At 74.1% G+C, this 13,338-nt stretch carries 9 protein-coding genes; 3 read left to right on the forward strand and 6 right to left on the reverse strand.

What is annotated here, in order from left to right:
* Positions 1-107: 107 nt before the first annotated feature.
* Together IG05_RS0108780 and IG05_RS0108785 are read left to right on the forward strand one after the other, a co-directional pair.
* Positions 108-1,334, forward strand: a complete 1,227-nt coding sequence (locus IG05_RS0108780; protein ID WP_030340715.1) for a glycoside hydrolase family 88 protein — start codon at positions 108-110, stop codon at positions 1,332-1,334.
* Between the two features lie 142 nt (positions 1,335-1,476).
* Entirely contained in the window at positions 1,477-2,325 is an 849-nt protein-coding gene (locus tag IG05_RS0108785) for an EamA family transporter (protein WP_030340717.1), read from the forward strand.
* A 14-nt stretch (positions 2,326-2,339) separates the two neighbouring features.
* On the opposite strand, the gene IG05_RS0108790 is transcribed toward IG05_RS0108785, so the two are convergent.
* Genes IG05_RS0108790 through IG05_RS0108815 form a run of 6 tightly spaced genes read right to left on the reverse strand, consistent with a single transcriptional unit; the run spans position 2,340 to position 11,547 of the window.
* Positions 2,340-3,776, reverse strand: coding sequence for an aminobutyraldehyde dehydrogenase (locus tag IG05_RS0108790; RefSeq protein ID WP_030340718.1), 1,437 nt, complete (start codon positions 3,774-3,776; stop codon positions 2,340-2,342).
* Positions 3,773-4,684, reverse strand: coding sequence for an ectoine hydroxylase (gene thpD, locus IG05_RS0108795; protein WP_030340719.1), 912 nt, complete (start codon positions 4,682-4,684; stop codon positions 3,773-3,775). The genes IG05_RS0108790 and thpD overlap by 4 nt, the downstream gene beginning before the upstream one ends.
* Complete coding sequence (locus IG05_RS0108800) at positions 4,665-6,680, reverse strand: primary-amine oxidase (protein ID WP_030340720.1); 2,016 nt, start codon at positions 6,678-6,680, stop codon at positions 4,665-4,667. The genes thpD and IG05_RS0108800 overlap by 20 nt, the downstream gene beginning before the upstream one ends.
* Entirely contained in the window at positions 6,677-7,486 is an 810-nt protein-coding gene (locus tag IG05_RS0108805) for a thioesterase II family protein (protein WP_030340721.1), read from the reverse strand. Before IG05_RS0108805 ends, IG05_RS0108800 begins: the two co-directional genes overlap by 4 nt.
* Positions 7,479-10,385, reverse strand: coding sequence for an amino acid adenylation domain-containing protein (locus IG05_RS0108810; RefSeq protein ID WP_030340722.1), 2,907 nt, complete (start codon positions 10,383-10,385; stop codon positions 7,479-7,481). Before IG05_RS0108810 ends, IG05_RS0108805 begins: the two co-directional genes overlap by 8 nt.
* Before the next feature lies 1 nt (position 10,386).
* On the reverse strand, positions 10,387-11,547 hold the full coding sequence (locus IG05_RS0108815; protein WP_158838831.1) for an acyl-CoA dehydrogenase family protein: 1,161 nt from the start codon (positions 11,545-11,547) through the stop codon (positions 10,387-10,389).
* A 439-nt stretch (positions 11,548-11,986) separates the two neighbouring features.
* On the opposite strand from IG05_RS0108815, the gene IG05_RS0108820 reads away from it, so the two are divergent.
* Positions 11,987-13,303, forward strand: a complete 1,317-nt coding sequence (locus IG05_RS0108820; protein ID WP_234335799.1) for an arginine deiminase family protein — start codon at positions 11,987-11,989, stop codon at positions 13,301-13,303.
* Positions 13,304-13,338 lie beyond the last annotated feature (35 nt).

Here is a 13,338-nt window from a genome sequence, read left to right on the forward strand (position 1 = left end):
GGTGGTGTTCAAGCACATGAACACTGCTCACGTGGGTGTACATCATGGCGGCTCCTGTGCAAGGCTCGGTCAACTTCTCGTGGGTCAGGCGGAGTTGGAGGACGACCATGAGCGTTTCCCGGCGTGCGCTGTTGGCGACGGCGGCGGGTGCGGCGGCCGCAGGCACCGCCGCGGGACCGGCCGCGGCGGCGGACCGGCAGGAGGCGGGAGTGAGCCTGCGGTCGCTCCGGGCGGCGGCGGACTACGCCGTGGAGAAGGTCCGCAGCGTCGCGCCGGGTGTGACGGGCTTCCCGGTCGGGACCAGGTTCGAGAAGTGGACGTACTCGCGCGGCGGGGACTGGGTGGGCGGCTTCTGGCCCGGCACGCTGTGGATGGCCTGGCTGTACAGCGGGGACGACTCCTTCCGCGCGTGGGCGGCCGGCTCCGCCCGCGACCTCGCGCCCCGCCAGTACGACACGAGCACGCACGACCTCGGATTCCTCTTCTCGCCCTCGTGGGTCACCGCCTGGCGCCTGACCGGCGACGAGGAATGGCGGACGGGCGCGGTACGCGCGGCCGGCTCCCTGGCACAGCGGTACAACCCGCGCGGGAAGTTCATCCGGGCCTGGGGTGCGCTGACCGACCGGACCAACGCGGGCCGCGTCATCATGGACACGATGATGAACCTGGACCTGCTGGCGTTCGCGAGCCGGCAGACCGGCGACGACACGTACCTGGACATCGCCGTCGAGCACGCGAGGACCGCGCAGCGGGTCTTCCCCCGCGCGGACGGATCCACCCCGCACGTCTTCGACTTCGACCCGGACACCGGCGCCCCCATCGGCCCCGGCACGGTGCAGGGGTACAGCCCCGCCTCCTGCTGGTCGCGCGGACAGGCCTGGGGCATCTACGGCTTCACGACGATGTACCGGCGGACCGGGATCACGGAGTTCCGGGACACGGCGCGGAAACTCGCCGACTTCGCCATCGGAGCGCTGACCCCGGACCACGTCCCGGTGTGGGACTACCGCGCACCGCAGCAGCCGTACGACATCAAGGACGCCTCCGCCGGGGCCGTCATGGCGTGCGGACTGCTCGACCTGCACGCGGCGACGGGCCGGCACACCTACCGGGAGGTGGCGCTGCGCATGCTCACCGCCCTGTCGGACACCTGCCTGACGAGGAACTCCGCCCGCGCCGACGCGGTGGTGGCCCGCTGCACCCGCAACCGCCCGGCCGAGGACGGGATCGAGATCTCGCTGCCCTACGCCGACTACTACCTGCTCGAAGGCCTCCTGCGCGTGCTCCGGCCCGAGGACGTCGACCGGGCCGTCGACCTGTCGCTGCCGGGGTGACGCGCGGTGGCGGCCGTCGGTGCACCGGGCCGTGGGCCGGGGTGTCATCATCGCGGGGATCCCGGGTAGGGCGCCCGTATGCCTTTGCGTGCCGATGCCCCAGCGTCCTGGAAGAGCCCGCAGCCGTTCGCGGGGAGGGGCCGTGGGTGAGACGCTCGCGCTGGCCTCCGCGCTCTGCTTCGGGGTGACCCACTTCGCGAACGGGCTCGTCTCCCGCCGGATCGACGGCATCACCGTGGCCCTCTGGGCCCAGCTCGCCGGGAGCGTGGTCGCGGTGGTGGCGGCGCCGGCGTTCCCCGGCGGCTCCGCGACGGCGGGGGACTACGGGTACGGGGCGCTCTCGGGCGTCGGGACGGGCGTGGGCGTCGCGTTCCTCTACCGGGCGATGTCCCAGGGGAAGATGAGCGTCGTCGTACCGGTCAGCGATGTCGGCGCCGTCGCCCTCCCCGTCCTGGTGGGCGTGGCCTTCCTGGGCGAACGGCCGGCCGCCGTCGCCTGGGTCGGCATCGCGGCGGCCGTGCCCGCCCTCTGGCTCGTCGCGCAGGCCTCGGGACCCGGCCCGGACGGCGGCCGTGCGCCGGTGACCGCGGGCGTACCGGCCGCGCTGGTCGCGAGCGCCGGTTTCGGGGTGCAGTTCCTCACGATGGCCCAGGTGGGAGCCGACGCCGGCCTGTGGCCCGTGCTGGTCAGCCGGCTCGCCTCCGTGGTGGTCATCGCCGCGGTGCTGGCCCTGTACCGCTCCCCGCTGACGATGCCCGGCCGGCTGACCGCGGTGGCCGCGGCTGCCGGTGCGGTCGGGACGGTCGCCATCATCCTGTACCTCGCCGCCACCCGGCACCAGCTGATGGCCGTGGCCACCGTGCTTTCGGCGCTCTACCCGGCCATCCCGGTGCTGCTGGCGCTGCTCTTCCTGAAGGAGCGGCTGACCCGGTGGCAGGCCGCCGGGCTGGTGTGCGCGGCCGCCGCCATCGCCCTCATCGCCCTGCGCTGAACCCGCCGGCCGGCTCAGGCGCCGGTGTACGTCATGACGTGCTTGACCCGCGTGTAGTCCTCCAGCCCGTACGCCGACAGGTCCTTGCCGTACCCGGACTGCTTGAAGCCGCCGTGCGGCATCTCGGCGGCCGTGGGCATGTGGCAGTTGATCCAGACGATGCCGGCGTCGATCCGCCGGGCCATGGTCACGGCACGGCGGTGGTCCCGCGTCCACACCGACGAGGCCAGTCCGTAGCGCACGTCGTTGGCCATGCGCAGCGCCTCCTCGTCGTCGGCGGACGCCTGCACGGTGAGGACGGGCCCGAAGATCTCCTCCTGGACCGCCTCGTCGTCCTGGCGCAGTCCCGTGACCACCGTGGCCTCGTGGAAGAAGCCCTCGCCGGGCAGCGCCGAACCCCCGGCGACGGTCCGGGCGTGCGCGGGCAGCCGCTCCAGGTAGCCGTGGACCCGGTCGCGCTGCGCCGCGCTGTTGAGCGGCCCGAAGTAGGCGCCGGCGTCGTCGGGCGGGCCGGGCGTCAGCTCCTTCACCTCGGCGACCAGGTGCTCCACGAACGCGTCGTGCACCGAGGCGTCGACGATGATCCGGCACGCCGACGCGCAGTCCTGCCCGGCGTTGTACAGGGCCGCCCCGGCGATGCCCCGCGCGGCGTGCGCCAGGTCCGCGTCGGCCGCGACCAGCACCGGCGCCTTGCCGCCCAGCTCCAGGTGGACGCGTTTGACGTCGGCGGAGGCGGCGCAGGCCACGTCGGTGCCGGCGCGGACGCTGCCGGTGACCGACACCATGGCCGGCCCGGGGTGCCGTACCAGCCGGCGCCCGGTCTCCCGGGTGCCGCACACCACGTTGAGCACGCCCGGCGGCAGGAACTCGGCCGCCAGCTCGGCCAGCATCAGCGTGGTCAACGGAGTGGTGTCCGACGGTTTGAGCACCACCGTGTTGCCGGCGGCGACGGCGGGCGCGAACTTCCACACCGCCATCATCAGCGGGTAGTTCCAGGGGGTCACCTGGGCGCACACGCCGACCGGTTCCCGGCGCACCGACGAGGTGTGGCCGGGCAGGTACTCGCCGGTGGCCCTGCCCTCCAGCATGCGGGCGGCTCCCGCGAAGAACCGGATCTGGTCCGTCATGGGGCCCATCTCCTCGCCGGTGACGAGGTGCAGGGGCTTGCCCGTGTGGACCGTCTCCGCCGCCGCGAACTCCCCGGCCCGCTCCTCCAGGGCGTCCGCGATCCTCAGCAGGGCGCGTTGCCGTTCGCCGGGCGGGGTGTCCCGCCAGCGTTCGAACGCGTCCTGGGCGGAGCGTACCGCCGCGTCGACGTCGGCCTCGCCGGAGACGGGGGCCGTACCGGCGCGGCGGCCGGTGGCCGGGTTCACCAGGGGGACGGTCTCGTCGGTACGGGCCGGACGCCGGGCTCCGCCGATGAAGTTGGGCAGCGGTTCGCCGGGGTTCACCGGGCCTCCCCCACGGGTGTGAAGTCGCGGGAGGCGATGTACGGCGGCCGCGGCTCGGGCGCGGCGAACGGCGGCCCGAGCGTGTTGTCGACACTGTTGTAGACCAGGAAGATGTTGGACCGCGGATACGGCGTGATGTTGCCGTTCGAGCCGTGCATGCAGTTGGCGTCGAAGAACGTCGCGGACCCGGGCGGCCCGGTGAACTGGTCGATCCCGCCCGCCTGTCCGGTCAGCTCGCGCACCGCGTCCTGCTCCGGCATGCCCACGGTGGGGGAGTGGGTGCGCAGCGAGGTGCGGTGGTGGCCGGGCGGGGTGCGGCCGACGCACGGCACGAAGGTGCGGTGCGATCCGGGGATGATCAGCAGACTGCCGTTGTACGGGAAGTTCTCCGTCAGGGCGATCGAGACGCTCAGCGCGCGGGGCCGCGGCATGCCGTCCTCTGCGTGCCAGGTCTCGAAGTCGGAGTGCCAGTAGAACGGCCCGCCGGTGAACCCCGGCTTGTAGTTGACCCTGCTCTGGTGCACGTACACCTCGGAGCCGAGGAGCTGGCGGGCCACGTCCGCGAGCCGCGGGTCGGCGGCCAGCCGGGCGAAGACGGGACTGACGCGGTGCACTTCGAAGACGGAGCGGACCTCCTGGGAGTCCTCCTCCACGACGGTGCGTTCGTCGGCGCGCAGGTCGGGGTCCTCGGCCAGGCGCGCGGCCTCCTGCCGCAGGGCGTCCACCTCGTGGGGGCCGAACAGCGGGTGCGGACCGTGGTGGTGGCCGCGGTCGGCGAAGCCGGTGCACTCGCCCGGTGTGAGCGGGCCCTTTGCGGGGTCTCCCCACACCACGGGATCGGGCCGGGGCACGCTGGGCCCGGGCTCCAGGAGCCGGGTGGGGTAGCGGTCAGTGAGCGTGGTGGTCATGGTGTGCCTTTCCGGTGCGTTCGTCGGGCAGTCGGTCGTGGCGGGAGCCGGCGCGGCAGGCGTCGGGCGCGGGCAGGTCCAGGGCCGGGTTGCCGTCGAAGAAGCCGTTCGGCCGCAGCGTGAACCCCGTGGCCACCACCGGCATCGCCGGCCAGTCCTCGGGCCGTACGACGTGGTGCTCGCCGAAGGTGTGCCACAGCACGATGTCGGCGTCGGCCGTGGGCCGGTCGCCCTGTACGTACTCGGGCAGGCCCCCGTCGCCGGGGTGCTGGTTGGGATAGTCGCCGGAGGCGTACATCTGGGCGGGGTCGTGCGCGGTGACCCAGAGGTGGCCGTAGGTGAAGCGGGCCCGGTGCCAGGCCTGGCTGCCGCGCGGCTGCATGGGCAGCAGGCCCGAGGAGGGCACGAGCTTGTACCCGACCGGTTCGCCCAGGCCGTTGCGCCGGTGCGGGTTGACGATGTTCCAGAAGCGGCCGGTGGCGGACCGCGCGGTGCGCTGCTCGGCCTGCCGTTCCGTGGCCAGCAGGCGCGGCCGAAGGCGCCAGGCGTTGCCGTACGGATTGTGCTCGTCCATCGGCAGCGGCACCGAGTCGACCTCGTACACCGAGTTGCGCGGCCCGTCGACGGCCATGTCCAGGCGCATGGAGAAGAAGTGCTGGTGATGCGGGCCGTACAGGCCGGGCGCCACCGCCGTGCCGTACGGCGGGCAGGAGCCGGAGAACGCCCCCGTCGAGATCATGCCGGTGAGCTTGACCTCGAAGCCGATCGTGCCGTCCAGGTAGAGGTACCAGAAGTAGCCGTACTGGTAGTTGCCGAGGACGGCGAAGGAGGAGATGACCAGCCGGCGCTGCCGCCGGGTGACGACCCTGCCGGTGCGGAAGTCGGTGTGCTTCCAGGCGATGTTCATGTCCTCTTCGTGCATGCAGATCGCGTGCGGCAGCGTGACCGGCTCGCCGTCCTGGTCGTGCACCACGGCGTCGAAGTAGTGGATCTCGCCGAGGCAGTCGCAGCCGAGTTCCAGGGCGTTGACCATGAACCCGGCGCCGTACTCGCCCTCGTCGAAGGCGTTCTTGCGGTAGTGGGTGAAGCCGGGGTCGCCGTACGGCGTGTACATCTCGGCCAGCGAGGCACGGTGGAGCACCGACCGGACCCGGCCCTGGTCCTCGTAGCCCAGCTGGTGCAGCACGAGACCCTCGCGGACGGTGAATCCGAGGCGCAGCCGCCACTTCTGCCAGCGGACCGCGTACCCGTCGACGGTGAAGCTCGGTCCCTCGGGCTGCGTGATCTCGATGGGCTTCAGATCGGTGCGCTCGCGCACCACGGGCGGCCAGTTGCCGTCGGCGGAGCGCTCCTGCGGGTCGTAGTTCCCGGACAGCGGGGGCAGCGGCACCACGCCCTCGTCGGTGACCTCCAGGACCTCCACCGAATCCAGGTCCACCAGGGCCACGAGGTTCTCCACCGGACGGGCGTAGCCGTTGTCGCGGGGGTGGGAACGGGCGAAGGTGAGCGCGTAGGACAGCCGCCGTCCCGGCCAGTCGGGGTGGTCACCGGTGTGGCCGGTGGGCCACGCGTCGACCATGGCGAGGGAGAAGTCGGTGACCCCGCGCCGGCGCATGGCGTCCTGCCAGCGCGGGTCCGCGCGGACCGCGGCGTCGCACTGCTCGAACTCCTCCTCGGTGATGGCGGTGTGGACATCCGGCCGCGGCCGCCACACCGGGACCTCCCCGGTGTCCAGGCACACCACGGCCTCGTAGGTACGGCGGTGCCGCCGGTCGCGCAGGACGACGGACACCTCGCGCGGCGGACGCCGTCCCGGATCGTCGTCGGCCAGGCGTTCCCTGTCCGGTTCCTTGAGCGACATCATGACGAACCGCACGTCGGCCGCCAGTCCGCGCCGGGACCTCAGCAGCGTGGCGGCGCGCCGGATCTCGTCGGCGGTGAGCGGCTCCAGCGGGTGCCGCGTCACCACGGTCGTCGTGGCGGGGGAGACGGTCACAAGGGCCTCCTGGACAGGTGGGCGGTGGGGGTCCGGGGCGGGACGGGCCGTTGTGCGGCCGCCTGGAGCAGGTCGTGCCGCAGGGCCTGCAGGACGAGCGGGCGGCCCGCGTCCAGGTAGAAGTGGTCGCCGGGGAAGCGCCGGTGCCGCACGACGGGGACGCGGGTCAGCTGACCCCAGTCGTCCAGGTGCCGCGGCACGAGCGTCATGTCCTCGGATCCGGCGTAGACGGCGATCGGCGTGGGCAGCGGCAGGCCGCCGGGCCGGTGCCGGTAGGTCTCGGCGGCGGTGAAGTCCGCGCGGAGCGCCGGCAGCATCAGGCGCAGCAGTTCCCGCTCCTCGCGGATCTCCGGTGAGGTGCCGCCCAGCCGGATGACCTCGGCCAGGAAGGCGTCGTCCGGCAGGCCGTGGCAGGGGCGGGCGGGCGCGGTCAGGCGGTGCGGGGGCTCGCTGCCCGAGACGACCAGCATCGCCGGCGGCCTGCCCCGGCGCAGCAGCGCGCGGGCGGTCTCATAGGCCGCGACGGCGCCCAGGCTGTGCCCGAACAGGGCGTACGGGAGGTCGTCCGCCGCCTGCTCCATGACTGCGGCCAGTTCGTCGGCACAGCCGCGGGCGAGGGCGGTCACGCTCGTGCGGGGCGGCTCGGCGTAGCGCCCGTCGCGCCCGGGGAGCTCCACGGGGCGCACGTCGATGTCCGGGGCGAGCGCGGCGGTCCAGGCCCGGTACACACCGCTGCCGGCGCCGGCGTGCGGAAAGCAGAACAGGCGGATCCGGGCGTCGGCGGGCGGGTGCTGCGGGTCAGTCATCGAGGTGGTCGCCTTCCCTTGCGTGCGCGGTGTCCCTTGCGTGCGCGGCGCTCTTGACGAGGTCCCGGACCGTGGGCGAGGCCAGGAAGTGCTCCAGGCGGACGTCCAGGCCGTGTTCGGCGCGGACCCGGGAGACGAACCGGGCCGCGTGCAGCGAGCTGCCGCCCGCGGCGAAGAAGTCCTCGCCCGGGTCCAGCCGGTCCTGGCCGAGCAGCCGGCCCGCGAGCGCGGCGAGGGCGTCCTCCAGGGCGTCCGGCCGGCCGCCGTCCGCCCCCGTGCCCCGCGGCCCGGGCCGCAGGGGCGGCAGCGCGGCGTAGTCGGTCTTGCCGTTGCCGGTGACGGGCAGCGCGGACAGGAAGCCGTAGGCGCCGGGGAGCATGTAGGCGGGCAGGGTCCGGCTCAGGTGCCGGGTCAGTTCGGCAGGGTCCGGGGGATCACCGCCGGCGGCGACGACATGGGCCTCGACCCGGTCCCCGACGGCGACGACGGCCGCCGCGCGGACCCCGGGGTGGCGTTCCAGGGCGTGCTGGATCTCGCCGAGTTCGATCCGGTGGCCGCGGATCTTCACCTGGCGGTCGGTCCGGCCGAGGAAGTGCAGGACACCGTCCCGGTCCAGGCGGACGAGGTCGCCGGTGCGGTACATGCGCGCGCCGGGCAGGCCGGCGAACGGGTCGGGCAGGAAGCGCCGCGCGGTCAGTCCGGGACGCCGGCGGTAGCCGCGGGCCACGCCGGCGCCGCCGACGTACAGCTCGCCCGTACGGCCGGGCGGCACTACGGTCCCGTGCTCGTCCAGCACGTGTACGCCGACGTTGGCCAGCGGCACCCCGACCGGCACCGGCGCGTCACCGGCCCCGGCGTCGCAGCGCCAGGACGTGACGTCGACGGTGCACTCGCTGGGGCCGTAGAAGTTGTGCAACTGCGCCGCCGTGCCCAGCGCGTGGAACCGTTCGACCAGCCGCGGCGGCAGGGTCTCGCCGCCGCAGAAGACGTAGCGCAGGCCGGCCACGTCGGTCAGGGCCGGGTCGTCCTCGTCCAGCAGCACGTCCAGCAGCGAGGGGACGCAGGCCAGCACGGTGGTGCCGGTGTCCCGCATCAGGGTGAGCATCCGGTGGGGGTCGCGCAGCGCCCCCGGCGGCGGGACGACGAGCGTGGCGCCGGAGACGAGCGGGGCGAAGATCTCCCATACGGAGATGTCGAAGCCGAGGGAGGTGTGGTGCAGGACCGCGTCCGAGGGGTGCAGCGGGAAGGCGGCCGCGTCCCAGTACAGCCGGTTGGTGAGATTGCGGTGCTCGACCTCGACGCCCTTGGGGGTACCGGTGGAACCGGATGTGTAGAGCACGTACACCAGCGAGTCGGGAGCCGCCGGCCGCTTCTCCCCGCGGGGCTCCGCCGGGCCCCGGGTCAGGTCCGGCACGGTGGTCACCGGGGTGCCGGGCGGCGGCAGCCGGTCGAGCAGCCGGGGATCGCTCAGCACGAGGGCGGCCTGCGCGTCCCCGGCCAGGAAGGCGGTGCGCTCCGGCGGGTGGGCGGGGTCGAGCGGCAGGTAGGCGGCACCCGCCTTGAGGACGCCGAGGATGGCCGTCACCGCCCCGGGGCCGTGCTCCATGTACAGCCCGACGAGGTCACCGGCGCCGATGCCGCGGCGGCGCAGCGCCCCGGCCAGGTGCTCGGCGTCCGCGTCGAGCCGCGCGTAGGTGAGTTCGGCGCCGGAGCCGCGGACGGCGACCGCGTCGGGGTGGCGGGCCGCGGCCAGCTCCACCAGCTCGTGCACGCACCGGCCGGCCGGATAGCGCACCGCGGTGTCGCGCACAGGCGCCGGTTCTCGCAGACGGGCCAGCCGGCGCGGCGCGGCCCCCCGGTGGTGACCGGGCTCCGCCGTGTCGGGCGCGGGGAGCGGGCCGTCCAGGTGCGCGTACGCTCCCCAGCGTGCCGTCTCGGTCAGCAGCCGGCGGTGGCAGGCGGCGACGGGGCTCCCGTCGTACAGGCCGAACGTGCCGTGGACGTGCACGGCGTGGCGCACACAGTCCTTCACCAGTGCGGTGACCGCGGCGGTCAGCGCCAGCGCGTCGGCCAGCAGCCGCCCGGCCCGCCCGGGCGGCAACTCCTCCGCGCAGGCGTCGAGTTCCCGCAGCCGCGCGTCGTTCGCCAGCCGCAGCCCCGCCAGCCGTGCGCGCTGCGCGGCGAGGGGGAACGCGACGGCCTGGTAGGTGCCGATCGGGCGGCCGAACTGGAGCCGCCGGCGGGCACGGTCGACGGCCTTGCCGAGCGCGGCACGGGCCAGGCCCAGCAGATGGGCGTTGCGCAGCAGCACGCAGCCGGCCCAGAGCGGACCGGCGGGCACACCGGTCAGGCCGGGGTACGCGGTGCCGGGCGGGTCCGTGGCCACGGCCAGGAGCGGGTCGCCCGGGGTGGGGTGGGGTGTCGCCGTGGCCGGCCGCCAGCCGGTCACGGTGTCCGGGGCGCCGGGGGAGGGGAGCAGCAGGAGGTCCGGCTGTTCCTGGGTGAACAGGGCCGGTTCGGGGCGGCCGTCGTACCCGGTGTGCGGTCCGTCCCGCCCGGGGGTGTCCCGGCTCGGGCGCGGTACGGCCACCCCCACGGCGCAGTCCCCCGCGCGCACTTGGCGCGCCAGGTCGGGGGCCGTGCGGGTGAGCAGGGGGAGGGCCATCAGGGTGTCCAGGGGATCGCTCGGGCCCTGGGCGAGGCCCAGTTGCCCGGCGAGGCCGGCGGCGTCGGCGGCCGTCAGCCCCAGACCCCCGTCGTCGGCCGGCAGACAGGCGGCGTGCCAGCCGTCCCGGGCGAGCGAGCGGCGCACGTCGGCGACGCTGGCCGGGTCGCAGGAGTCGAGGGTGGCGGCGAAGTCCTGGAGCAGCTGCTGCTGCCAGGCGCTGTGACGGGGCATGTCAGACGTGCTCCTCCCAGGGGTCGCCACCGTCCAGCAGGTCGGTGACCACGGTCGACAACTGCATCTCCGAGGTGCCGGCGGCGAGCGTCAGGCCGGGCGCCTCGCGGACGGCCACCATGAGGTCCGGAAAGGCGGCAGACCCCTGCGGACCGAGCAGGTCCCACGCCAGCCAGGCGATCCGCTGGGCGAGTTCACTGCTCCACCACTTGGCAGCGGCGGCGGCGGAGGCGCCGAGCCGCCCGGCCGCGAGATCGGCCACGGCCCGCCAGCCCAGCAGGCGCGCCGCGGTCACCTCGGCGTCCAGCCGCGGAAGTCGGCCGGCGCCGCTCGCGCGGGCCGGTCCTGCGGTCGTCTCCAGGGCGCGGACGAGCTGGTCCAGCCAGCGCCGGGCCCGCCCGGCGAAGCAGATGCCGGTGCGCTCCAGCCCCAGGGCCTGGGTGAGCATCGGCCATCCCGCACCCGGAGCACCGATCAGCGCATCGTCGTCCACCTCGGCACCGTCCAGGTGGACGGTGAAGAACCGCTCAGGGTTGACCGTCGGCAACGCCTCGATCCGCACCGCGGGTTGGTCCAGGGGCACGACGAACAGGGCGGTGGCCGCGTAGGCGTTGTCACCGCCGTCGGTGACCCGTGCCGCGCAGACGCCGTACCGGGCGTCCGCCGTCGTGGCGTTCCACGTCTTGGCACCGGTCAACCGCCAGCCTCCCGCGGTGCGTTCGGCTCGGGTGGTCATGCCGCCGAGATCGCTGCCGGCGTCCGGTTCCGTGTACAGCACGGAGAAGACGACGCGGCCCGCGGCCATCTCCGGGCAGTGGCGGCGGCGCTGCCGCTCGGTGCCGAACGACAGGAGCGTGGCGCCGGCGTTGTCGATGGTGTTCACGCGGGCGCTGTCGGGCACCCCGTGCAGGGCGAGTTCCTCGGCCACCACGGCGGTGGCGGTCACATCGGCGCCACGGCCGCCGTACTCGGGTGGCCAGTGCGGGGCGAGCAGGCCCCGGGCGCCCAGCTCCCGATAGGTCAGCCGGGGGAGCGGACACTCCTCGTGCGGCGGAGTTCTCCAAATAGCGTTCAGTTCTTCGCGTAATTCCGGTGCTGCCAGCAGCTGCCGTACTTCAGCGCGTAAATCGGGGTTCTCCGCAGGGGCAAGTGAACCGGACACGAATAATTCCCACTCGTTCGACGGTCCTGTCGGCAGTACAGCCATTTCCAGTGTGAGGACAGCGGCAGACCTCCTGTCAAGGGCTATGCAGCAGAGGACCGAAGCGGCCGCGACCCGGTAGTTCCCCGCTCGCTGGATTCAAACCCGCGACTTTGCGTCGCCTTTTCCGGTCCGTGCCGGCGTCATGAATGGAGCGCCTTCACACAACCTTCAGATCATGTCAGTCCGTGCAGGTCACCACCATCTCCCGGGGCGGTCGACCGACATTCAACGGCAGCATTCGCGATCGTTTCCCGGACGGTCCGTTGACGTCCGCGCCCGGATTTCCTTAGGTTGACGACACACGGCACCGCTTCCCCGACCGGGGTAATGCGCCGCTCGCTTTCCGCGTGCCTTCCCGAGCAGACCCCGGTCCCCCTCCCTCTTCCCAGGAGCGGCCATGAGGCGTTCTCCTGCCCTCTACGACGACCCGCCTCCGCGGCAGCGCGCCCCCACGAACGACCCCGCCCCGGAGCCCGCCCGGCCACCGGACCTGGCGGCCCTGCGCGACACGTACGTCGACGACGAGACCGGCGTCCTGCGCCGCGTGCTCACGCACCGCCCGGGCGCCGAACTGAGCCGGCTCGGCCCCGGCAACTGCCGCGACCTCCTCTTCGACGACGTGCCGTGGGTGCAGCGCGCCCAGGCCGAACACGACGCCTTCACCGGGCTGTTGCGCCGCCACGGGGTCGAGGTGGTGGAGCTGGAGTCGGTCCTGTCCGCCGCCCTGGCGCACGCCGAGGCCGGCCGGCGGACGGTGCGGGCGCTCGTGGCCGCCCAGCGGCTCGGGCCGCCCGTGGCCGCGGCGGTGGACGCCCTGTGCCACGCGGTGCCGGCCCGTGAACGGGCCGGACTGCTGCTGGCCGGCATCACCGTGCGGGAACTCGCCGCCGAGCACCCGCGTGCGGTCGCGTCCTCGCTGGACACCCTGACCCGTTCCCCCGACGCGTTCGTGCTGCCACCCCTGGTGAACGCCCTCTTCGTGCGGGACAGCAGCAGCCGGCTGGGCCCCTGCCACATCGCCCACCGCATGGCCCGCCCGGCCCGGCGGGCGGAGGGCCTGGTGCTGGGCGCGGCCGCCCGCGCCGCCGGAGCACGTCCGCTGGCCGTCCACGGCCCGGCCGAACCCGCGGAGGGCGGCGACGTCCTGCTCGCGGGGCCCGGCTGCGTCCTCGTCGGTGTCGGTGAACGCACCACGCCCGCGGCGGCGGAGCAGCCGGCCCGCGCGCTGCTCGCCTCCGGCCGGGCCCGGCACGTGTTCGCCGTCCTGCTGCCGCGGGGCCGCCAGTGCATGCACCTCGACACGGTACTGACCATGGTCGACGGGGACACCTTCCTGGCCGGCGATCCCCATCTGCGGGCGTGCCGGTGGTTCGCCCTGCGGCTCGACCGGGACGGCGCGGTCGTGGCCGCGAGCGTCGACGACCCCCTGCGCCGCCTCGCCGGGTCCCTCGGCCTGCCCGTGCTCAGAGTGATCACCGCGGGCGGCCACCACACCGGCGTCGCCGCACAGCGCGAGCAGTGGAGCGACGCCGCCAACGTCCTGGCCGTCCGCCCGCGCACGGTCATCGCCTACGACCGCAACGTCGTCGCCAACGAGCAGTTGAGTGCCGCCGGCATCGAGGTGCTGACGACACCCAGCGCCGAACTGGTCCGGGGCAGGGGCGGCCCGCACTGCCTGTCCTGCCCCCTGGTCCGCGACCCACCGCACACCTGACCCGTACCTCCTCCCGCACCTCCTCCGTACCTGTG

The sequence above is a fragment of the Streptomyces sp. NRRL S-1022 genome, from assembly GCF_000720135.1.
In the GTDB taxonomy this organism is placed as follows: domain Bacteria; phylum Actinomycetota; class Actinomycetes; order Streptomycetales; family Streptomycetaceae; genus Streptomyces.

Excerpts from the sequence above, each read along its gene's own strand:
- IG05_RS0108780 (WP_030340715.1), top strand. The coding sequence starts at position 108 with ATGAGCGTTTCCCGGCGTGCGCTGTTGGCGACGGCGGCGGGTGCGGCG.
- thpD (WP_030340719.1), bottom strand. The coding sequence starts at position 4,684 with ATGACCACCACGCTCACTGACCGCTACCCCACCCGGCTCCTGGAGCCC.
- IG05_RS0108805 (WP_030340721.1), bottom strand. The coding sequence starts at position 7,486 with ATGACTGACCCGCAGCACCCGCCCGCCGACGCCCGGATCCGCCTGTTC.
- IG05_RS0108810 (WP_030340722.1), bottom strand. The coding sequence starts at position 10,385 with ATGCCCCGTCACAGCGCCTGGCAGCAGCAGCTGCTCCAGGACTTCGCC.
- IG05_RS0108820 (WP_234335799.1), top strand. The coding sequence starts at position 11,987 with ATGAGGCGTTCTCCTGCCCTCTACGACGACCCGCCTCCGCGGCAGCGC.